At 73.3% G+C, this 21,059-nt stretch carries 22 protein-coding genes; 10 read left to right on the forward strand and 12 right to left on the reverse strand.

Annotated elements, in window-relative coordinates:
• Positions 1–39 precede the first annotated feature (39 nt).
• The gene (locus tag FZC61_RS07360; protein ID WP_148613514.1) at positions 40–1,191 is read left to right on the forward strand and encodes a methyltransferase domain-containing protein; all 1,152 of its coding nucleotides are present in this window, start codon (positions 40–42) and stop codon (positions 1,189–1,191) included.
• On the opposite strand, the gene FZC61_RS07365 is transcribed toward FZC61_RS07360, so the two are convergent.
• The 4 genes from FZC61_RS07365 to FZC61_RS07380 form a co-directional block, all read right to left on the reverse strand.
• Positions 1,164–2,405 (reverse strand): GAF domain-containing sensor histidine kinase, encoded by a 1,242-nt coding sequence (locus tag FZC61_RS07365; protein ID WP_148613515.1) that lies wholly within the window; start codon positions 2,403–2,405, stop codon positions 1,164–1,166. The genes FZC61_RS07360 and FZC61_RS07365 overlap by 28 nt on opposite strands.
• Positions 2,406–2,454: 49 nt before the next feature.
• Positions 2,455–3,909, reverse strand: coding sequence for a protein adenylyltransferase SelO (locus FZC61_RS07370; RefSeq protein WP_148613516.1), 1,455 nt, complete (start codon positions 3,907–3,909; stop codon positions 2,455–2,457).
• Positions 3,910–3,934: 25 nt separating this feature from the next.
• Positions 3,935–4,897 (reverse strand): TIGR01777 family oxidoreductase, encoded by a 963-nt coding sequence (locus tag FZC61_RS07375; protein ID WP_148613517.1) that lies wholly within the window; start codon positions 4,895–4,897, stop codon positions 3,935–3,937.
• 169 nt (positions 4,898–5,066) lie between these two features.
• Positions 5,067–6,140, reverse strand: a complete 1,074-nt coding sequence (locus tag FZC61_RS07380) for an NADH:flavin oxidoreductase (protein ID WP_148613518.1) — start codon at positions 6,138–6,140, stop codon at positions 5,067–5,069.
• Between the two features lie 193 nt (positions 6,141–6,333).
• Here FZC61_RS07380 and FZC61_RS07385 point away from each other — a divergent pair, with 193 nt between their 5' ends.
• The 6 genes from FZC61_RS07385 (at position 6,334) to FZC61_RS07410 (ending at position 12,373) form a co-directional block, all read left to right on the forward strand.
• The gene (locus FZC61_RS07385) at positions 6,334–7,197 is read left to right on the forward strand and encodes an acyl-CoA thioesterase domain-containing protein (protein WP_148613519.1); all 864 of its coding nucleotides are present in this window, start codon (positions 6,334–6,336) and stop codon (positions 7,195–7,197) included.
• Between the two features lie 214 nt (positions 7,198–7,411).
• Positions 7,412–7,705, forward strand: coding sequence for a metal-sensitive transcriptional regulator (locus FZC61_RS07390; protein ID WP_211357153.1), 294 nt, complete (start codon positions 7,412–7,414; stop codon positions 7,703–7,705).
• On the forward strand, positions 7,702–7,905 hold the full coding sequence (locus FZC61_RS07395; protein ID WP_148613521.1) for a heavy-metal-associated domain-containing protein: 204 nt from the start codon (positions 7,702–7,704) through the stop codon (positions 7,903–7,905). The genes FZC61_RS07390 and FZC61_RS07395 overlap by 4 nt, the downstream gene beginning before the upstream one ends.
• Positions 7,906–7,912: 7 nt before the next feature.
• Entirely contained in the window at positions 7,913–8,773 is an 861-nt protein-coding gene (locus FZC61_RS07400) for a hypothetical protein (protein ID WP_148613522.1), read from the forward strand.
• The gene (locus tag FZC61_RS07405) at positions 8,770–10,983 is read left to right on the forward strand and encodes a heavy metal translocating P-type ATPase (RefSeq protein ID WP_148613523.1); all 2,214 of its coding nucleotides are present in this window, start codon (positions 8,770–8,772) and stop codon (positions 10,981–10,983) included. Before FZC61_RS07400 ends, FZC61_RS07405 begins: the two co-directional genes overlap by 4 nt.
• Before the next feature lie 40 nt (positions 10,984–11,023).
• Complete coding sequence (locus FZC61_RS07410) at positions 11,024–12,373, forward strand: cytochrome P450 (RefSeq protein ID WP_148613524.1); 1,350 nt, start codon at positions 11,024–11,026, stop codon at positions 12,371–12,373.
• 71 nt (positions 12,374–12,444) lie between these two features.
• On the opposite strand, the gene FZC61_RS07415 is transcribed toward FZC61_RS07410, so the two are convergent.
• Complete coding sequence (locus tag FZC61_RS07415; protein WP_148613525.1) at positions 12,445–13,026, reverse strand: Dps family protein; 582 nt, start codon at positions 13,024–13,026, stop codon at positions 12,445–12,447.
• Between the two features lie 135 nt (positions 13,027–13,161).
• On the opposite strand from FZC61_RS07415, the gene FZC61_RS07420 reads away from it, so the two are divergent.
• The gene (locus tag FZC61_RS07420; protein ID WP_148613526.1) at positions 13,162–13,308 is read left to right on the forward strand and encodes a DUF1059 domain-containing protein; all 147 of its coding nucleotides are present in this window, start codon (positions 13,162–13,164) and stop codon (positions 13,306–13,308) included.
• Between the two features lie 773 nt (positions 13,309–14,081).
• On the opposite strand, the gene FZC61_RS23400 is transcribed toward FZC61_RS07420, so the two are convergent.
• The 3 genes from FZC61_RS23400 to FZC61_RS07435 form a co-directional block, all read right to left on the reverse strand.
• Positions 14,082–14,342 carry a type IV toxin-antitoxin system AbiEi family antitoxin domain-containing protein gene (locus FZC61_RS23400; protein WP_211357154.1) on the reverse strand — a complete coding sequence of 87 codons (261 nt, stop codon included), beginning with the start codon at positions 14,340–14,342 and terminating at the stop codon, positions 14,082–14,084.
• A 123-nt stretch (positions 14,343–14,465) separates the two neighbouring features.
• Entirely contained in the window at positions 14,466–15,212 is a 747-nt protein-coding gene (locus tag FZC61_RS07430) for a helical backbone metal receptor (RefSeq protein WP_148613527.1), read from the reverse strand.
• Entirely contained in the window at positions 15,209–15,706 is a 498-nt protein-coding gene (locus FZC61_RS07435; RefSeq protein WP_148613528.1) for a thioesterase family protein, read from the reverse strand. The genes FZC61_RS07430 and FZC61_RS07435 overlap by 4 nt, the downstream gene beginning before the upstream one ends.
• Before the next feature lie 91 nt (positions 15,707–15,797).
• On the opposite strand from FZC61_RS07435, the gene FZC61_RS07440 reads away from it, so the two are divergent.
• A complete protein-coding gene (locus tag FZC61_RS07440) occupies positions 15,798–17,741 on the forward strand; it encodes a clostripain-related cysteine peptidase (protein WP_148613529.1) in 1,944 nt (647 codons plus the stop codon).
• Between the two features lie 258 nt (positions 17,742–17,999).
• On the opposite strand, the gene FZC61_RS07445 is transcribed toward FZC61_RS07440, so the two are convergent.
• The 4 genes from FZC61_RS07445 to FZC61_RS07460 all read right to left on the reverse strand — a co-directional run bounded on the left by FZC61_RS07445 (position 18,000) and on the right by FZC61_RS07460 (position 20,374).
• Positions 18,000–18,464 (reverse strand): hypothetical protein, encoded by a 465-nt coding sequence (locus FZC61_RS07445; RefSeq protein ID WP_148613530.1) that lies wholly within the window; start codon positions 18,462–18,464, stop codon positions 18,000–18,002.
• A 149-nt stretch (positions 18,465–18,613) separates the two neighbouring features.
• Positions 18,614–19,267, reverse strand: coding sequence for a maleylpyruvate isomerase N-terminal domain-containing protein (locus tag FZC61_RS07450; protein WP_170286014.1), 654 nt, complete (start codon positions 19,265–19,267; stop codon positions 18,614–18,616).
• Between the two features lie 10 nt (positions 19,268–19,277).
• Positions 19,278–19,613 (reverse strand): hypothetical protein, encoded by a 336-nt coding sequence (locus FZC61_RS07455; RefSeq protein WP_148613532.1) that lies wholly within the window; start codon positions 19,611–19,613, stop codon positions 19,278–19,280.
• Entirely contained in the window at positions 19,610–20,374 is a 765-nt protein-coding gene (locus tag FZC61_RS07460; RefSeq protein WP_170286015.1) for a class I SAM-dependent methyltransferase, read from the reverse strand. The genes FZC61_RS07455 and FZC61_RS07460 overlap by 4 nt, the downstream gene beginning before the upstream one ends.
• A gap of 67 nt (positions 20,375–20,441) precedes the next feature.
• Between FZC61_RS07460 and FZC61_RS07465 the strand changes: the two genes are divergently transcribed.
• Positions 20,442–21,032 (forward strand): GNAT family N-acetyltransferase, encoded by a 591-nt coding sequence (locus FZC61_RS07465; protein ID WP_148613534.1) that lies wholly within the window; start codon positions 20,442–20,444, stop codon positions 21,030–21,032.
• Positions 21,033–21,059: the final 27 nt, after the last annotated feature.

A 21,059-nucleotide genomic window follows, 5' to 3' on the forward strand; every position in this document is an offset into this window, starting at 1 on the left:
TTTTCCCGGCCCTCGGTCGTCCGGCCTACGCTGGGCCAGGTGCAGTGTGGCTACTTCGACGCAGGACTCTGCGGCTCCTGCACCCAGCTGCTGACGCCGTACGACGACCAGCTGGCCGCCAAGGACGCCCACGCCCGCGCCGCGCTGGCCGGCCTGCCCGACAGCGACGCGCTCGTCTGGCTGCCGCCGGTGGCCAGCGCCGAAGCGGGGTTCCGCAACAAGGCCAAGATGGTGGTCGGGGGGTCGGTCGAGGCGCCGACGCTCGGCATCCTCGACACCGACGGCCGCGGGGTCGACCTGCGTGCGTGCGGGCTCTACTCGCCCGCGATGCACGCCCTGCTGCCGGCGCTGGCGCGCCTGGTCACCCACGCCGCGCTCACGCCGTACGACGTCCCCGCGCGTCGCGGCGAGCTCAAGCACGTCCTGGTGACCGAGTCGCCGGGCGGCGAGTTCCTCGTGCGCTGGGTGCTGCGGTCGACCGAGCCGCTGCCGCGGCTGCGCAAGCACCTGCCGGCGCTCCTGGCCGAGCACCCGGAGGTCGTGGTCGTCAGCGCCAACGTGCAGCCCGAGCACAAGGCGGTGCTCGAGGGACCCGACGAGGTCGTGCTCACCGAGCGCGAGACCCTCACGGTCGACGTCGACGGCATCGGCCTGCACCTGGGGCCGCGCAGCTTCTTCCAGACCAACACCGCGGTGGCGGCTGCGCTGTACCGGCAGGCGCGGGCCTGGGCCGACCAGGCCGCTCCGGCGACCGTGCTCGACCTCTACTGCGGGGTCGGTGGCTTCGCCCTGCACCTCGCGGGCCCGGGTCGCCGCGTCCACGGTGTCGAGGTCAGCGACCAGGCGGTCGCGAGCGCCCGGACCACGGCCGCAGAGCTCGGGCTGGACGCGACCTTCGAGGTCGGCGACGCGACCGCAGCCCTGGGCGACGCCGAGCTGGTCGTGGTCAACCCGCCGCGGCGCGGCCTGGGACCCCAGCTGTGCGCGACGCTCGAGGCGTCACCGGCGACCACCCTGCTCTACTCGAGCTGCCACAGCGGGTCGCTCGCGCGCGACCTGGCCGAGCTGACCACGTGGACCCCGCGCGAGGCGCGCGTCCTCGACATGTTCCCCCACACCGGGCACTACGAGGTGCTCGTGCGGCTCGACCGGCTCGGCCGGTCTCAGACCGCGGTGGGCAGGGAGAAGTAGAACGACGCGCCGACGGACTTCTCGCCCTCGGCGCGCACCTGGCCGCCGTGCATCTCCACGATGCGGGCGACCGAGGCCAGGCCCAGCCCGGTGCCGGGGAACTCGTCGGCGGAGTGCAGGCGCGACATCGGCCGGAAGAGCCGGTCGGCGTCCTCGGGGGAGAACCCGTCGCCGTTGTCGCGGACCACGAACGTGGTGAACGGGCCGCTCGGGCCGATGTGGGGCAGGTCGACGCTGCCGAGCCAGATCCGGGCCTGTGCCTTGTTGCCGGTGTACTTGACCGCGTTGCCGAGCAGGTTCTCGAGCATGAGCCCCGCGAGGACCGGGTCGACGACGGCGATGAGGTCGTCCTGGACGTCGATGTCGACGTCGCGGGTCGCGGCCGGGCCCGTGCGGTGGGCGACCAGGTCGTTGGCCACGCGTCGGGCCACGGCGCTCAGGTCGACGTACGACGGCTCGATGACGCGCTGCGTGATCCGGTAGAGGGCGAGCATGGTGTCGATCTGCTCGGCCATCCGGCGCCCGGACGTGCCGATCGTGCGGGCGAAGACGCGGGCCTTCTCGGACTCCTCGCGGCCGTCGTCGACGGCGTCCTCGAGGAGCTCGGCGTAGCCCAGCATCGCGCCGAGCGGGCTGCGCAGGTCGTGGGCGAGGGTGTGGATCGCCGCCTCGAGCTCGTCGGCGCGCTCGCTCAGCGAGTCGCGCTCGGCGCTGCGGCGCTCGATGGCGCCGCGCAGCTCGAGGTTCTCGATGGCGACCGCGGCGCTGTTGGCGATCACCTGCAGCAGCCGGACCTCCTCGGCGTCCGCCGCGTGACCGCTGCCCCAGTAGGCGCCGAGGGCGCCGATCGGGTCGGTGTCGCGGATCGGCGCCATCGCCAGGCTCTTGACGAAGGTCGGGCGGTAGGCGTCGTGCGGGACCCGGTCGTCGACGTAGATGTCGGGGATCACCACGGTCTGGCGGTGCCCCATCGCCCAGCCGCTGACGCAGGAGCCCGGCGGGAAGCGGCTGCCCTTCCACAGGGGGCTGACGGCGTCCTCGTCGGCGTAGTGGCAGTTGCCGTCCTCGCGCAGCACGAAGGTCGCGCCGTCGCAGCCCAGCGTGGTGCGGACGGCCTCGGTCACCACCTGGGTGACCTGGGCGAGGGTGCGAGCGCTCGAGAGTCGCTCGACGGTGTCGACGAGCGCGCAGGCGCTGGTCATGGTGCTGGGCATCTGCCGCCTCCTGCTGGCCCCACCGATGAGACCAACTCCTCCAGAGTACCTAGGTACCGCAATAGGTGACGTACGATCCGGCACTTGCGGGCGCGGGCAGCGCGAAGCGGTCTAGACCCTGCGCCTGGCCGTACGGCGCGGTGACCGCCGCGAGCAGCGGGGCCAGCCGGCCGAGGTCGCCGTCGGTCGCCGCGGCCAGCGCCTCCTCGACGAGGTGGTTGCGCGGGATGCGCACCGGGTTGGTGCGCGCCATCAGCCCGAGGTCGGGGCCCAGGGCCTGCCACCGGGTGTGCCAGGCGTCGAAGGCGGCGACGTCGAGCACGTGGTCGCGCGCCGTGCCGTCGGCGAGCCGGACGAGGAAGGACGTGAGGTCGGGGGTCTCGGTCTGCAGGATCGTCAGGAAGTCGTCGACGACCGCCGCGTGCGCGGGGTCGTCCCCGACGAGGCCGAGCTTGGCGCGCCAGCCGGCGTCCCACGCGGCGGCGTACCGCGGTGCGAAGCCGCGCAGCGCGGTCGTGGCCATCGTGATGGCCGCGGCCTCGTCGTCGTGGAGCAGCGGGAGCAGGGCCTCGGCGAGCCGGGCGAGGTCCCACTCGGCGATCTGCGGCTGGTTGCCGTAGGCGTAGCGGCCGCCCTCGTCGATCGAGCTGAAGGTGGTGGCGGGGTCGAAGGCCTCGAGGAACGCGCACGGGCCGTAGTCGATGGTCTGGCCCGAGATCGTCACGTTGTCGGTGTTCATCACGCCGTGCACGAACCCGACGAGCATCCACTGCGCCACCAGGTCGGCCTGGGCGGCGACGACGGCCTCGAACAGGGCGAGGGCCGGGTGGTCGGCGTCGGCCGCCTGCGGGTGGTGGCGGGTGGTGGCGTGCTCGACCAGGCGGGGCAGGAGGTCGGCGGGGCCCTCCTGGGCCAGGGCGCGGGCGTACTGGAACGACCCGACCCGCAGGTGGCTGGCCGCGACCCGGGCCAGCACGGCGCCGGGCATCGCGGTCTCGCGCTGCACGGTGCGTCCGGTCGCGACGACGGCCAGCGCCCGGGTCGTGGGGATGCCGAGCGCGTGCATGGCCTCGCTGACGACGTACTCGCGCAGCATCGGCCCGACGACGGCGCGGCCGTCGCCACCGCGGGCGAAGGGGGTGCGGCCCGAGCCCTTGAGGTGGAGGTCGTGCAGGCGCCCCGCGGGATCGGTGAGCTCGCCGAGCAGCAGCGCCCGCCCGTCGCCGAGCCGGGGGGAGTAGCCGCCGAACTGGTGGCCGGCGTAGGCCTGCGCGACCGGCCGTGCGCCCTCGGGCAGCAGGTTGCCGACCAGGAACCGCACGCCGTCGTCGGTGCGCAGCCACTCGGGGTCGAGGCCCAGCTCGAGCGCCAGCGGCTGGTTGAGGACGAGCAGCCGGGGGTCGGGGGCCTCCTCGGCCTGCCAGTCGAGCGCCAGCTCGGGCAGGTCGTCGGCGAAGTGGTGGCTGAGGGTGACCGGCAGGGTGGCGGAGGTGGTCACGGTCATGGTGACGAGGCTACGTCGGGGCGGGTCAGCGGTCGGCGCGCACCCGGGCGACCAGGTCGGCGGCAGCGCCGTCCCAGGTCGGGTGCTCGAAGACGAACCCCGCCTCGAGCAGCCGCCCCGGCACGACGCGGCGGCTCTTGAGCAGCAGCTCGGGGTCGGAGCGCAGCGCCCACGCGCCCAGTCCGGCCATCCACCGCGTGGCCGGCAGCCCGGGTCGGCGCCCCCAGGCGCGGCGCAGCGTGCGCATCAGCTCACGCTGGGGGACGGGGTCCGGGGCGGCGAGGTTGACCGGGCCCTCGAGGTCGTCGCGCTCCAGCAGGAACAGCACGGCGCGGGCGAAGTCGTCGCCGTGGATCCACGACACGTGCTGGCGGCCACCGGCGACCGCCCCGCCGAGCCCGAGCCGCGCCAGCCACAGGAGGTAGTCCAGGACGCTGCCTCGGTCGGGGCTCATCACCATCGCCGTACGCACGGCGACCCGGCGGGTGTGCGGCAGGTCGGCCTCGGCCTGCGCCGCCTCCCAGTGCCGGGCGATCCGCACGCTGTACTCCCAGTAGAGCGGCACGTCGGGCTCGTCGCCGCCGATCTCGCCGGTGGCCTCGTCGTGCGCGGTCGTGCGGTGGGTGGCGTCGGCGTAGATCGTCGCGGTGCTCATCTGCAGCCACACCCGCGGCGGGCACTCGGCCTTCATGACGGCCTCGCCGACGACGCGGGTCGACCGGACCCGCGAGTCCATCATCTCGCGCAGGTGCTCGTCGGTGTAGCGGCAGCTCACGCTGCGCCCGGCCAGGTTGACCACCGCGTCGGCGCCGTCGACCTCGTCGGACCAGGCGCCGAGCGTCTGCCCGTCCCAGACCACGTGACGTACGCCGTCCTCGAGGGTCCGGGGGCTGCGGCTCAGGACCACCACCTCGTGGCCCTGCGCGACGAGCGCGCGGCGCAGCACGGCCCCGACGTGACCGGTCCCTCCCGGGATGACGACCTTCATGGTGGGAGCCTACGCCCTATTTGAACTTGTTCAAATATGAGTCGGCGTGGGTCGGCCGGGCTGTAACTCACTGTTACGTGCACTTCCCCACCGGTCTACGGGTGGGGAAGTGGATGTAACGGTGAGTTACAGCGGGCTGGTGCACCCCCCGGGGGGTCGCGGCACCACCTCACCCCACGACGAAGTCGTCCCAGTTCGTGGCGAGGTAGTCGACGAACGCCGGGCCGACGTGCTCGGCGGCGAGGTGCTCGCGGGTGACCGGCTGGGCCAGGCTCACGAACCCCGCGTCGGCGATCGCCTTGGTGGCGAAGTCGTGGTGGAGGATCGCGCCGGTCCCGACGGTGACGAAGTCGGCGCCGTGCTCCAGGCACCACGCCGCGTCGGAGGCCGACAGGATCTTGCCGGCGACGCCGACGGCCACGCCGTGGCGGGGCAGCGGCGTGAAGTGGGCGAGCAGCAGGTCGTCGTCGGTGCTGCCGTGCACGGCCTTGCGCACGTCCCACAGCGACAGGTCGAGGTGGTCGACCAGGCCGGAGGCGAGCACGTCGCCGGTCAGTGAGACGGCCTCGCCGAGGTCGATGCCGAAGCGCTCCGGCGAGAGCCGCAGGCCCACCTGGAACTCGGCCCCGGTGCTCTCGCGCACGCCCCGCAGGACCTCCCACAGGAAGCGCGAGCGGCCGGCGAGGTCGCCGCCGTACTCGTCGGTGCGGTGGTTCTTGCGAGCGTCGAGGAACTGCGCGACGAGGTAGCCGTGGGCGCCGTGCACCTGGACGCCGTCGAAGCCGGCCCGTTCGGCGCGCACCGCGGCGGCGACGAAGTCGTCGACGGCCCGGCGCACCTCCGCCGTCGTGAGGGCGCGGGCGCCCTTGGCCTCGTCGTCCCAGGGCGCGACGAGCTGCTCGCCGGAGACCTCGCTGCTGGCGCGGATCCCGCCGTGGTGCAGCTGCACCGACGAGACGCTGCCGGCCGCGCGGATCTCGTCGGCCAGTCGGCGCAGCCCGGGGAGGTGGGTGTCGTCGGCCACGCCGAGCTGGCCCGGCCAGGCGTTGCCCGCGCGGGCGACGTACGCCGCGCAGGTGAGGGTCAGGCCGAAGCCGCCCTCGGCGCGGGCGACGAGCCAGCGGCGCTCGTCGTCGGTGAGGGTGCCGTCGGGGTTGCTCTGCAGGTTGGTCAGCGGGGCGAGGGCGAAGCGGTTGCGCCACGAGGGGCCGTGGGTCAGGACGAGCTGGTCGGCAAGGGTCACGGGGCCATCCTGCGCCGTACGCCGCGGGGGCAGGAGAGCGGCCCGCCGCTCCCCGCGGCGGGCCGCTCCTGCAGTCGCCGACCAGCCACCTGTGGGGGACGGCCGTCCGGCACCACGCCCGTGCCCGGTGGTCGGCGGGTGATGCCACGGGTCCAGACCACTTGACCGCTTGTGACACGACTAGCGTGCGCGGGTGGACCTCTCCTCCGTCTCGTTCTTCACCCGCGGCCCCGACACCCCGGACGACGCGCTGCTCCCGACCGACCTCGCCCGCAGCTCGTGGAGCACCGGGCAGGTGCACGGCGTCGCCGTCAGCGGCGCGCTGGCCCGCGCCGCCGAGCAGGCGCTCGCAGCGCTGGGGCGCGACGACCTCAGGCCGGCGCGGCACTCGGTCGACCTGTTCCGCCCGGCGGCCATGAAGCCCTTCCACCTGACGACCGAGGTGGTCCGTGAGGGGCCGCGGATCTGCCTGGTCGACGTGACCCTGCGCCAGGACGGCGAGCGGGTCGCCCGGGCCTCGGTGCTGTTCCTCGCCGTCGCGGCCGCCGCGTCGGGCCGGACCTGGTCGCCCGAGGACCGCACCGCCCACCAGCCCCCGCCGCTCGACGTCGCCCCGCCGACCGACCAGCCGCGGGTGCCGTTCGTGCACAGCGACGCAGGGTGGTCGCAGCGCTTCGGCGACCACCAGAACGCCTCGCGCAAGACCTCGTGGAACTCCGCCGTGCCGGTCGTCGCGGGCGAGACCCTCACCCCGTTCCAGGCCGTCGCCGCCACCGCCGACGGCGCCAGCCTGGTCACCAACTGGGGCTCCGACGGTGTCCAGCACATCAACACCGACATCACCCTCGCCCTGGCCCGCCTGCCGCACGGCGTCGAGGTCGGCCTGGTCACCCTCGACCGCGTCGAGCACGACGGCATCGCCGTCGGCACCGCCGCCGTCTTCGACCGCGAGGGCCCGATCGGCGAGGTCGTGATGACCTCGATCGTCAACGCGCGCCGCTCGATCGACTTCAACCGCATCGAGTACGACGACGACGGCACGCGGCACGAGTCGTAGGCCACCCCGCCGGCCGGCCCCACGGTGGTCGAGGAGGTTGCGCTGGCAACCGTCACGAGACCCACGGCCCGCAGCCGCAGGTCGGCTCGGCCACGTCGGTTGCGGTGAGTGGTCTCGTGACGCTCCCTAGCGGGAGCTTTTCGACCGACGTGTGGTGGCGTCGTACGGCGACCCCCACTCGGCTCAACTACCCTAGGGGGGTATGGTAGCTGACATGGACCACGCCATACCCGGCTACGCAAGCCGCAAAGACGACTACCTCAAGAGGATGAAGCGCATCGAGGGGCAGGTGAGGGGGATCGAGCGCATGATCGACAACGACACCTACTGCATCGACATCCTGACCCAGGTCTCGGCGGTGACCAAGGCGCTGCAGGCCGTCGCGCTGGGGCTCGTCGACGAGCACATGGGCCACTGCGTCCTCGACGCCGCCAAGGCCGGCGGCCCCGAGGCCGAGGCCAAGCTCAAGGAAGCCTCCGCCGCGATCGCCCGGCTGGTGAAGTCATGAGCACCCAGAGCTGGACCGTCACCGGCATGACCTGCCAGCACTGCGTCGCCTCGGTCACCGAGGAGGTCTCGGAGATCGCCGGCGTCACCGAGGTCGTCGTCGACCTCGCGTCGGGGGCGCTCACCGTCACCAGCGACCACGCGCTGCCCGACGAGACCGTCCGCGCGGCCGTCGAGGAAGCCGGCTACTCACTGTCATGAGCACCCCATGAGCATCGTCTTCCGCCTCGGCGTGTTCGTCGCCGGCCTGGTCGCGGTCTTCGCGGCCGCGGTCGGCGTCGGGCGCGCCACCGGACCGGTCGGGCCGATCGGTCCGGCCGAGCCCGCGCGGCACGTCGCCCACGCCGCCGCGGCGCACGACCACGCCGCCGGTGACGAGCTGCCGGGCGGCCTGGCCACCAGCCAGGACGGCTACACCCTCGTGCTCGACCAGACGACGTACCGCCCCGGCACCCGCGAGCTCGCCTTCCGGGTCGAGGACGACGCGGGCCGGCCCGTTACCGACTACGACGTCAAGCACGACAAGCTGCTCCACCTCGTCGTCGTACGCCGTGACTTCAGCGGGTTCCAGCACGTGCACCCCACGCTCGACGCGACCGGCACGTGGCGCGTGCCGGTCGACCTCACCCCCGGTGCGTGGCGGGTCCTGGCCGACTTCGTGCCCGCCGGGGCCGACGGGGTCGTGCTGGGGGCCGACGTCGCCGTGCCCGGGCCCACCGACCCGGCGCCCCGCACGCCGCCGACGCGCAGCGCGACCGTCGACGACTACACCGTGACCCTCGGCAGTGACCTCGTCGCCGGCGAGCACTCGATGCTGACCCTGACCGTCGCGCAGGACGGCCGCCCGGTCATCGACCTCCAGCCCTACCTGGGCGCCTACGGCCACCTGGTCGCGCTGCGCGAGGGCGACCTCGCCTACCTCCACGTCCACCCCGAGGACGGACCCGCCGGGCCCGCGCTCGAGTTCGGCGCCGAGGTGCCGAGCGCCGGGCGCTACCACCTCTACCTCGACTTCGAGCATGACGGCGTCGTCCGCACCGCCGCGTTCACCACGGAGGCCAGTCGATGAGCACCACCGACCAGGGCGACCTCACCACCACCGAGCTCGCCATCACCGGGATGACCTGCGCCTCGTGCGCCAACCGCATCGAGCGCAAGCTCAACAAGATCGACGGCGTCCACGCGACCGTCAACTACGCCACCGAGAAGGCCCGCGTCTCCTACGCCGACCCGGTCGGCCCGGCCGACCTGCTCGCCGCGGTCGAGGCCGCCGGCTACGCCGCCACCCTCCCGCCCGAGCCCAACGCCGAGACGGAGACCGACTCCGAGACGCCCGAGCGCGACACCCTGCGCGACCGGGTGGTCATCAGCGCCGTGCTCAGCCTGCCGGTCGTCGTCATGGCGATGTGGCCGGCCGCGCAGGTCGACGGCTGGCAGTGGCTCTCGCTGACGCTGGCCGCCCCGGTGGTCGTGTGGGGCGCGCTGCCGTTCCACCGCGCCGCGTGGGCCAACCTGCGCCACGGGGCCGCGACGATGGACACGCTGGTGTCGATCGGGGTGCTGGCAGCGTTCGGGTGGTCGCTCTACGCGCTGCTGTGGGGCACCGCCGGCGAGATCGGGATGACCCACCCCTTCCAGCTCGTCATCGAGCGCACCGACGGCGCGGGCACGATCTACCTCGAGGCCGCCGCCGGCGTCACCACCCTCGTCCTGCTCGGCCGGTGGGTCGAGGCGCGCTCCAAGCGCCGGGCCGGCTCCGCGCTGCGCGCGCTGCTCGACCTCGGGGCCAAGGACGTCGCCGTCCTGCGCGACGGGCGCGAGACCCGCATCCCGGCGACGGACCTCGCGGTCGGCGACCACTTCGTCGTACGCCCCGGCGAGAAGGTCGCCACCGACGGCGAGGTCGTCGAGGGCAGCTCGGCGCTCGACACCTCGCTGCTCACCGGCGAGTCGGTCCCGATCGAGGTGCGGGCGGGCGACGCGGTGGTCGGCGCGACCGTCAACGTGGGCGGGCGCCTCGTGGTGCGCGCGACCCGCGTCGGGGCCGAGACCCAGCTGGCGCAGATGGCCCGCCTGGTCGAGGACGCCCAGAGCGGCAAGGCCGCCGCCCAACGGCTCGCCGACCGCATCTCGGGGGTCTTCGTGCCGACCGTCCTGGCGATCTCGGCCGCCACGCTGGGGTTCTGGATCGGCACCGGTGCCGGCACCGCGTCCGCCGTGACCGCCGCCGTCGCCGTCCTGGTCATCGCCTGCCCGTGCGCCCTCGGCCTGGCCACTCCGACCGCGCTGCTGGTCGGCACCGGCCGCGGTGCCCAGCTCGGCATCCTGGTCAAGGGACCCGAGGCGCTCGAGCAGGCCCGGCGCATCGACGTGGTCCTGCTCGACAAGACCGGCACCGTCACCACCGGCGAGATGGCCCTGCGCTCGGTGCACGGCCACGAGCGCACCCTCGAGCTCGCGGCGGCGCTCGAGCACGCCTCCGAGCACCCCATCGCTCGCGCGATCGCCGCCGGCGTCGACGACCTCCTGCCGGTCGACGGCTTCGCCAACCTCGAGGGCCTCGGCGTCGAGGGCCGCGTCGACGGCCTCGACGTCGTCGTGGGCCGCCCGAGCCTGCTCGCCGAGCGCGGGCTGCCGCTGACCGACGAGCTGGCCCGCACCGTCGACGAGGCGCGGGCCGCCGGCGGCACCGCCGTGGCCGTCGGCTGGGACCGCGCCGCACGCGGCGTGCTCGTCGTCGCCGACACCGTCAAGCCGACCTCGACCGAGGCGGTCGCCCGGCTGCGCGACCTCGGGCTGACCCCGGTGCTGCTGACCGGCGACCACGAGGACGTCGCTCGCGCGGTCGCGGCCGAGGTGGGCATCGACCCCGACCACGTGGTCGCGGGCGTCCTGCCGGCCGACAAGGCCGACGTCGTACGCCGCTGGCAGGCCGACGGGCACGCCGTCGCCATGGTCGGCGACGGGGTCAACGACGCCGCCGCCCTCGCCCAGGCCGACCTGGGGCTCGCGATGGGCACCGGCACCGACGTCGCCATGGAGGCCGGTGACCTGGTGCTCGTGCGCGGTGACCTGCGCGTCGCCGCCGACGCGATCCGGCTGGCCCGCCGCACCCTCGGCACCATCCGGGGCAACCTGTTCTGGGCCTTCGGCTACAACGTCGCGGCGATCCCGCTGGCGGCGGCCGGGCTGCTCAACCCGATGATCGCCGGCGCGACGATGGCGTTCTCGTCGGTGTTCGTGGTGCTCAACTCGCTGCGCCTGCGCACGTTCCGGTGAGACACGCCGTGGGGCTGGCGCCGTGGGATACCGTGAGTATGTGACGTCGGCCACCGCTGCACCCGTCCGTGACCTCCCCGCGATCCGTCGCGACGACCGCGGGCTGCCGCTCCTCGGCCGCGCGCTGGACTACGCCAAGGACCCCGTCGCGCTCTTCCAGCGCCAGTGGGAGCACTACGGTCCGGTGTCGCCGCTGCGCATCGTCGGCGACCGCTGGGTGATGCTGCTGGGCCCCGACGCCTGCCAGGCGGCGCTGACCAACCGCGACAAGGCCTTCGTCAACGGGCCCGCCTGGACCCACCTGGTCGGGCCGTTCTTCGACCGCGGGCTGATGCTCCTCGACCACGAGGAGCACCACCTGCACCGCCGCATCATGCAGGAGGCCTTCACCCGCCCCCGCCTCGAGGGGTACGCCGCGGGGATGTACCCGGCGATCGAGCGCGGCCTGGCGACGTGGCCGGGTCGCGACGACTCGTTCAGGACCTACCCGGCGCTCAAGCAGCTCACCCTCGACGTCGCCGCCGACATCTTCATGGGCGGCGCCGAGGACTCCAGCCCCGAGGAGATGGAGCGCGTCAACAAGGCCTTCATCGCCTGCGTGCAGGCCGCCTCCGCGCTGGTGCGCAAGGACCTGCCGCTGACCCGCTGGGGGCGGGGCCACCGGGGTCGTGAGGTGCTCGAGGAGTGGCTGCGCCACTACCTGCCGTCGCGGCGCGAGCGGGTGACCGACGACCTGTTCTCGCAGCTGTGCCACATCGAGTCCGACACCGGGGAGCGGTTCTCCGACGACGACGTCGTCAACCACATGGTCTTCCTGATGATGGCCGCCCACGACACCTCGACCATCACGCTGTCGACGATGCTGCAGTTCCTCGGCCAGCACCCCGAGTGGCAGCAGCGCTGCCGCGCCGAGTCCGACGCGCTACCTGCGCGCGCCTCCCTCGCCGAGCTCGACACGCTCACCTCGCTCGACCTGGTCATGAAGGAGTGCCTGCGCCTGCGTGCACCGGTGCCGGTCGTCATCCGCCGCACCGTCAAGGACGTCGTCATCGAGGGGGTGCGCATCCCGGCCGACACGTTCGTCACGGTCGCGGCGCAGTTCTCCCACCTCATGCCCGAGCTGTGGAGCGACCCGACGGCGTTCGACCCCGAGCGCTTCTCCGACGAGCGCCGCGAGGACAAGAGCCACCGCTTCGCGTGGGAGCCCTTCGGCGGCGGCGTCCACAAGTGCCTCGGCATGGTCTTCGCCGGCATGGAGGTCACCGCGGTCATGCACCAGCTGCTGCGCACCTACGAGTGGACCGTGCCGACGTCGTACGTCGCCCCGCTCGACAACCGGTCGCTGCCGTTCCCCAAGGACGGGCAGCCGGTCTCACTGACCCGGCGCTGACCCGCGTCCCTGAGACGCAGCACAGCCCGCCGACCGGGGTCGACGGGCTGTGCTGGGGGTGCCGGGGTGCGTCAGGCCGAGGCGGCCTCGGTCGCGTCCTGCTGGGCGGCGGCCGAGGCCGCGCCCTCGCTGGTGGCGCCGGTGGTGCTGAGGTTGCCGCCCTTGTCCTCGAGGTGGGCGCGCACGAACCAGTGGAACAGCTCGAGCTTGTCGGTCTGCCCGATCAGCATGTCCTGGGTGACCAGGTCGAGGTCGTCGAGCTCCTTGATCGCCTCGCGGTAGGAGGTGATCACGCCCTGGTAGACGAGGTCGAGGGCGCCGAGGTGCTCCTGGGTGGTCGCCCGGCCGATGGAGTACTCGGTCCACTTGCGGCGCTCGACGAGCCCGCCGGGCGTGCCGAGCGGGGAGCCGCCGAGGGTCGCGATGCGCTCGGCGAGGTCGTCGCTGAAGCCGCGGACCTCGTCGACCTGCGGGTCGATCATCTCGTGCACCGAGATGAAGTGAGGGCCCACGACGTTCCAGTGGACGTGCTTGAGGGTCAGGTGGAGGTCGGTGGTCGCGTCCAGACGCTCCTGCAGGAGGGCGACGACGCGCTCGGCGTCGGCCTGCTCCATCCCGGGAGTCGTGTAGCGAAGCTTGCCGTTGGTAGCCATGCCTCGAACGTAGCCACGATGGCGACCCGACACGCCACCACTAGGGGTGGGTCAGCCTCGGACCTGTCCTCGGCGCGTGCCCCGAGCGAGCATCTCCTCGTCAGCGACCCCGGCAGGCCTCGTTAGCCTGTCGCCATGAAGACCCTGTTGCGCTGCCCGTGCGGCGAGGAGGTCCGCGGTGCCGACGAGGACGACCTGGTCGAGAAGGCCCAGTCGCACCTCGCCGCCGAGCACCCCGGCCGCGAGTACGAGCGCGAGATGATCCTGTTCATGGCGACCTGAGGTCGCAGCGATCTCGATCCTCGATCCCGGTCCGTCCTCCAGACCAGGATCACGGGCCGAGGTCGCAACCTTCGGCCCCGCAGCCGTGCGGTCGCCCCGCCCATCCGCCCCTGCGCAGGAGGCGGGCGATCCGCGCCGCGGTACGGCAGGGCGAACCGAGCACCAGGCCGCAGGTCAGCCGCACCGTCGTCGTGTCGTCGTCCACGCGGGCGTCGAGGTCACGGTCGGCGTCGACGTCGCAGGCCCTCGCGTTGTCGTGGAGCGCACGACCGTCCAGCTCGACCAGGAGTGCGTGCTCGTCGTACGAGACGTCGCGCCGTGTCGGTCGACCGGCGGAGGTTCCGGCGCCTGCCGTCGGCCGACGGGAAGACCGTGGGCCCGTTCGACCCTGCGGAGGTACTCGCGCTCGAGCACCGAGCAGGCCCCCGACTGCTGGTCGTCGAGCATCTCAGCATCATCGTGCGGCCCACGACCCGGCGTGACCGCAGGACCTCGGCCACCTCCTCGGCGGTGGTCTGCTTGGTCTGCACGACGTCGGCGAGCAGCTGGAACACCGATAACGGGTCGTGGCGCCGGGCCGATGCGACGTCGATGAGTGCGTGTTCGATCCGCTGCCTCGGAGGTGACTTCGTCCAGTCGACGCGGCTGGCGAGGTCAGGCGTACGGGGCGCCCACACGCGCGGTACCGGTGTGACGGTGCGGTGGGACGCGATCGCGACGTGCACGACGGCCGACGGGACAGGTACCGGCAGGGCTGACTCGCGGCTCAGGGCTCAGGGCCAGTGCGCCAGCACCGCCACCCATTCCTGCTGCCGTGGCGTCAGGGGGCCGTTGTGCTCGACGAAGATGCCCGGGAGCCTGCGGTGGAGCTCGTGGCGTCGCACCATCCGCTTGATGTCGTGCGGCGCAGCCCCGAGCTCCTCGAGCTGGCGGCGGGACACGACGCCGTCCTGGACGAGGCTCATCAGCACGCGGTAGTGCTCGTGGTCGAAGGTGCGAGCGCGGTCGGCGCCCTCCGGCTCGTGCTCGGTCATGCCGGTGACGTGCCCGGTGGGCGGGGGCGCAATCACCGTCCGCCGGTGCTTGTGGACGACGACCGGCCTCGGCCTGCGATCGCGGTCCAGGTGGTGGACCAGGACCGCGGCCCGACGCTCGCGTCAGGACCGCAGCGCGGCCGCCTCGACCAGCGACGGCCCGTACCAGGTGAGCAACCGCCCGCTGACGAGCTCGGTGGGGGTCTGCGTGAACGCCTCGGGGCCGTCGTCGGCGGTGAAGACGTAGGGCTCGTCGGGCAGCAGCACGACGTCGGCCCCGGCAGCGTCGAGGTCGGCGAGGTCGACGGCCGGGTAGCGGTCGGCGTGGTCGGCGTGGACGTTGGCCCAGCCGAGGCGGCGCAGCAGGTCGGTGGTGAAGGTGCGGGCGCCGACGACCATCCACGGGTCGCGCCAGATCGGTACGGCGACCGTGCGGGTCACCGGTGGCAGCGGACCGCACCAGAGCTCACGGGCCTCGACGAGCCACTGCGGGCGCGCCCAGCCGAGGGCCTCCAGGAGCCGCTCCATCGAGGCGACCGAGGCCGGCACGGTCTCGATGTCGGTGACCCACACGGGCACCCCCGACTCGCGCAGCCGGCGTACGTCGAGCTCGCGGTTCTCCTCCTTGTTGACCACCACCAGGTCGGGGGAGAGCGCGCGGATCGCCGCCAGGTCGGGGTTCTTGGTGCCCCGCACGCGGGTCACACCCAGGTCGTCGAGGTCGGCGGGGTGCGTGCACCAGTCGGTCGCGCCGACGATCGCTCCGGGTTCGACGGAGAACAGGGCCTCGGTCAGCGACGGCACCAGCGACACCACGCGGCGTACGGGCGCGGCGAGGTCGACGGGCGTGCCGAGGTCGTCGGTGATCATGCCGGACGGCGCAGGGTCAGGCCGGTGGCGGCGTCGCGCGCCCACGCCCGCTGCGCGATCTCGCCGTCCAGCGCCGCGGCGACGTCGTCGGGGATGGGGGCCGCGCGCCGCGCCTGCATCGAGACGTGGACCCAGAGCAGCTCCATGGTGCACACGATCCTGTCGCGGCCCTCGTCGACGACGAAGGAGATGCCGTGCACCGCCTTGCCGGTGCGGGCGACGATGGCGGGGCGGACCGAGAAGGCCTCGCCGAGGCGCAGCTCGGCGAGGTAGCGGATGTGGTGCTCGACGGTGAAGAACGACAGCCCGCGCTCGGGGATGTAGGAATCGTCGGCCCCCATCTCCTCCAGGCGCCGCCACGGCGCCCACGCGCCGAGCTCGAAGTACCTGCTGATGTTCATGTGGCCGTTCTGGTCGATGTAGTCGTCCGGGACGGTCATCCCGTAGTAGGCCGGGAGGCTCCGGACCTGGTCGAGGGTGGGGAGGGAGGTCACGGGACGACGCTAGCCAAGCCCGGACCAGACCGGTCGGCCGTGTCCGCGGGTTCGGCGTACGACGGGGTCGGGGGGTCCCTAGGTTCGAGCCATGACGCCTGTCCCCGCGCGGCTTCTCGGCGCCGTCCTGTGCTTGTCCCTGCTCGCGACGGCCTGCAGCGGGGGTGGCGACGACCCGGGCGGTGACGCCTCGTCGTCCGCAGGAAGCGGTGCGGCCGGAGCACCGCAGGGCGAGGGCTGGACGGTGCTGCACTACTCGATGGCCGACACCGACCTCGAGCCGTTCATGGTCGAGGACGTCAACGAGCTCGGGTCGGTCGGCTCGACCGACGACCTGCACCTGCGCGAGCTGATGGACCGCTCGGCCGACTACGGCGACGACGAGGTGCTCGACCAGGGCAGCTGGGTCGGGGCCCGCGTCTTCGACATCGCCGAGCCCGGCACGACCGAGCTGGTCGACGACCTCGGTGACGTCGACTCCGCCGACCCGGCCACCCTGGCGTCGTTCATCGCCGACGGGATCGAGGCCCACCCCGCCGCGCACTACGCGCTGATCATCAGCGACCACGGGGCGTCGTGGCCCGGCATCGGGCCCGACGAGGGCGCGGGACTCTCGGTGCTCGACCTCGACGAGATCACCGGGGGCATCGCCGACGGCCTCGAGCAGGCCGGGGTCGACAAGCTCGACCTGCTCGGCTTCGACGCCTGCCTGATGGCCAGCTACGAGGTCGCCAGCGCCGTGGCGCCGTACGCCGACCGGCTGGTCGCCTCGGAGGAGCTGGAGCCCGGCCACGGCTGGGACTACAGCTCGCTGCAGGTGCTCGCCGACGACCCGGCCACCGACGCCGACACCCTCGGCGCGGCGATCGTCGACGGCTTCGCCGCCCAGGCCGGCTCGGCCGGCACCCAGGACACCATCACCCTGGCGCTGATCGACCTCACGCAGATGCCGGCGGTCGACGACGCGCTGGCCGAGTTCAGCGGGGCCCTGGCCGAGCGGGCCGCGACCGTGGCGCCCGTCGTGGGTCGCGTCGAGGCCCAGACGCTGGGCTTCGCGCGCAGTCCCGACGAGACCCAGGCCAGCCACATGGTCGACCTCGGGCTGCTCGCCTCGACGATCGGCGTCGAGGCCCTCGACGTCTCCGACCAGGCCGACGGCCTCGTGCGCGCCATCAACGACGCCGTCGTCCAGAGCGTCGACGGCCAGGCCACCAAGGGTGCGACCGGCCTGTCGATCTACTTCCCGCCCGCGCAGGACCTCGCCGACGGGGCCTACCGCGACGTCGCGACCGCCGCCCCCTGGGCGGACTTCCTGTCGGCCTACTACAGCGCCGGCGACGCGATTCCCGCCGCCGAGCAGCCGCGCTTCACCAACCCCGACGGCGAGGCCGACATCGAGTACGACGGGGAGGGCTTCTCGATCACCGGCACCTACGCCGCGGTCGCGACCGACAACCTGGCGAGCTCGCTGATGCAGTACGCGGTCGTCGGCGACGACGGCTCGCTCACCTACATCGGCGAGGAGACCGGCTTCCTCGTCGAGGACGAGCCGACCGCCGTGGGCTACTACGACATGACCTCGCTGACCATCAGCGACGGCGAGGACTCAGCGCTGGCCTACACCGCGCTCGAGTACGCCGACGACGACGGCGGGGTCTCCACCCTCACCGTCCCGCTGACCTACTACGCCGCCGCCGACGTCGACCGCGCGGACCCGCAGGACGTGCTGCTCGCGCTGACCCTCGAGGACGAGATCACCAGCGAGACCTACTACGTGCTCGACCCCGAGACCGGCGCCTACGGCGAGCTCGTCCCCGACCCCGATGGCCTGATCGTGCCCAACGTGCCGACGCTCGCCAACGACGGCACCGAGACCTGGGGCCCCACCACCGACGTCGGGCTGTACGCCGACACCGAGAACCTCACCTACGAGTTCACCCCGCTCGACCCCGGCACGGTCATCCAGATCGACCTGTCGGTCACCGACTACGGCGACAACTCCAGCACGGTGAGCGGCCAGGTCGAGGTGCCCTGACGGGTCCCCCACGGTGGTCGAGGTGCCCTCACGGTGGTCGAGGTGCCCCCACGGTGGTCGAGGTGCGACGAGCGCCAGCGAGGAGCCTCGAGGCCCGGTGAGGGACGCTGCCAACCCGGGTCGTCACCCTGGCAGCGGTGCGTGAGCCACCTCCCGCACCAGTCACGGCATGGGAATGGTGGCTCACCCACCGCCGCACCTGCCGCCCAGCGGTCCGCCCGACCCTGTCACGCAGTGGGCTCCTCCGACCCCATGTCCTCAGCGCGGCGAGGGCCGGGTCGGGGACGACCTGACGTCGATGTCGCCGTAGTGCGACACGAGCCTGACGAGCTGCTCGGGGTCGAGGCCGACGTCGCTGACCGGCACGTCGAGATCTCCCGCGGCGAACGGCGTCACGTGCCCCGCTCGTCGGTCTCGCGCGTGCCCGCTGAGGTGCACCCTCATCCGGTAGCCCCCGCGGAACACGCTGACGATCTCGGCCCCCGCCACGTCGTCCCAGGCGACCGTGGCGCCCGACCGATACATGCGTCGGACCTCGAAGCCCACGCTGTCGAGGCTGACACCCACGGTGGGGTGGACGACTCCGTCGACCGCGTAGACCATCGGTGCGAGCAGCAGCGCCGCCAGGGCCCAACAGAACTCGGACCACGGGGACGGGACCTGCCACGCCGCCGCAAGGGTCCAGCCCATCAGCGCAGCGGTGACGACGACCGGGACAGACATCCGCCACCGCGTCCACCGCAACGACCAGCGTTCCGGTAGTGGGGCCGCCGGCTCCGGTGTCATGACCGGAACCTACCTCGCGACCATCTATCTGGACACCGCCGGACGACGGCCGCCGAGAACGCGCTCCCGACCTCCGAGGCGACCCGTCAGAACGCGGCGACCGGCCCCGTCGACCGCTCGGCGCGCGACAGGCCGCGCAGCACCGCGGTCGCGCTGTGGCGCCGTGCTCCCAGCACGGCGAGCAGCGCCAGCACCGGGTGCAGCACCTCGTCGTCGAAGGTGAGCGGGTCGGCGCCGACCGAGACCGCGAGGTCGTCGGCGTGCACCACGGTCTCCATCAGGCGGACGACGAGGAAGTCGTCGAGCGCGAGCGCGCAGTCCTGCCAGGGCACGTACGTCGTGGGGACGGCGCCGGCGACGGCTCCGGGCAGGGAGGCGAGCGCGGCGTCGAGGACCGCCACCGAGTGAGCGGCGCCGCCGGCGGCCATGGCGTTGAAGCCGGCGCTGATCGAGGTGTTGGCCTCGTGGTCGACGGGGGCGTGGAACCAGTCGGCCCGCTCGTAGCACTCGACCAACGAGACCACGTCCGCGTCGGCCGGCTGCTCGGCGGTGAGGAACTCCACCGCGCACTCGGGCTGGCTGACCAGGTGTCGGGCCAGGCCGCCGACGGTCATGCCGGGCAGTGCGGAGTCGTGGTCCCACCGGGCTGCGACCCGCTCGTCGACGACGAGGGCACGGACCGCGGTGCTCGCCCGGAGCAGGGTGGTGCGGTCGAGGGTGCCGGCGAACGTGAGGGCCACGACCGGCAGGCTACGCCCGGTCCTGCGCGCCGTCCTGCTGCTCGCGACGCTCGTGCAGCCGCTGCTGCGCCTCGGGCAGGTAGGCCAGGCAGGGGGCGTCGCTGCCACGGTGGTTCTCGTGCAGGTGGAAGGTCCAGCGGTCCATCGCGGCCAGGTAGCCGTTGTCGCCGCCGGGCCGGTACGCCGACCACGCCTTGTCGCTGTTCTTGTCGCCGCGGGCCCTGCACACCGTGCAGCTGATCTTGTAGACGAGCTGCTGGTCGGCGCCCAGGTCGATCCGGACCGTGGCGAGCGGTCCGGCCTCGGACGCGGCCTTGCGCTGGCGGGCCGAGCGGCTGGCGGTCACGGGGTGCTCCTGGGGTGAGGGGAGGCGGTACGACGGGCGAGGTGGACCGGCACCCGGACGAGGGTCTCGACCGGGTCGGGCAGCAGGTCACGCACCCGGGCGAGCAGGTCGGCGCGCGCGTCGTCGGCGAGCACGCGGTAGGCCGAGACGGTGGCCAGGTGCGCGAGGTAGTCGGCGGCGCTGAGGCTCTCGTGCTGGGGCAGCGAGGCCTCGACCACGGCGGTGAGCCCGGGGTGCGCCTCCAGGTCGGCGGTGGTCCAGCCGAGACCAGGGGCGGAGCCGAGGGTGTCGGCGGTGAGGGCGTCGACGGCGTCGCGCAGCCCCGGGTCGGCCAGGTCGCGCGCCGCGCCGAAGACCGCGAGCGTCCCGCCCGGACGCAGGAGCGCCACGGCGCGGTCCCACCGGGAGATCGGGTCGGTCCAGTGGAACGAGGCGGCGGCGTACAGCAGGTCGAAGGTGCCGACGCGCTCCGGGTCGAGCTCCTCGTACGTCGACCCGACGACCTCGACGCCCCAGCCGTGCCGGATGACCTCCTGGGTGAGCACTGCTCGCATCTCCGGGTCGGGCTCGACCGCGACGATCGCGGGTACGCGGGTGGTGAAGACGGCGGTGGCCTTGCCGGTACCGGCGCCGACCTCGATCGCCCGTGACAGCGGGCCGGTCACGTGGGCGAGCACCAGCTCGACGAGCGCCTCGGGGTAGCCGGGGCGGTAGCGGTGGTAGTCCGCCGCCGCCGATCCGAAGCTCAGGGCGCGGTCCACGCCGGTCATCGTGCCACGCCGTCAATCCGGGTGCGTGGTCGACGCGGGCCGTGACAACGTGGAGGGCATGGACGACCTGCGGATCCGCCCTGCGACGACTGCCGACGCTCCCGCCGTACGCCGGGTGGTCGCCGCCGCGTTCGGCGACGACGACCCCGGGGCGCGGCACGGCGTCGCCGACCTCGTCACCGCCCTCGAGGTCTCGGGCCACGTCCGCAGCAGCCTGGTGGCCGAGGCCGACGGCCAGGTGGTCGGCTACGTGCAGCTCAACCACTCCTGGCTCGACGCCCGGGAGCGGCTGCTCGACGTACTCGTCCTCAGCCCGCTGTCGGTGACCCCGGCTCGCCAGGGCGAGGGCATCGGCACCGCCCTGGTCGGCGCGGCCATCGCCGACGCCGACACGATCGGTGCGCCGGCCCTCTTCCTCGAGGGCTCTCCCCGCTACTACGGTGCGCGCGGGTTCACGCGGGCCGTCGACCTCGGCTTCGGACGTCCGTCGACGCGGATCCCCGACCCGGCCTTCCAGGTGCGGCTGCTGGCCACCCACGAGCCGTGGATGACCGGGCGCCTGGTCTACGCCGAGCCGTTCTGGGCGCTGGACTGCGTGGGGCTGCGCGACCCCGACCTGGCCGGGCTCGAGGCGACGCCGGCGACCTGAGCCGTCGCCCGGCGGTCGGACGGGTGG

It is taken from the genome of Nocardioides rubriscoriae (genome assembly GCF_008087085.1).
GTDB lineage: Bacteria > Actinomycetota > Actinomycetes > Propionibacteriales > Nocardioidaceae > Nocardioides > Nocardioides rubriscoriae.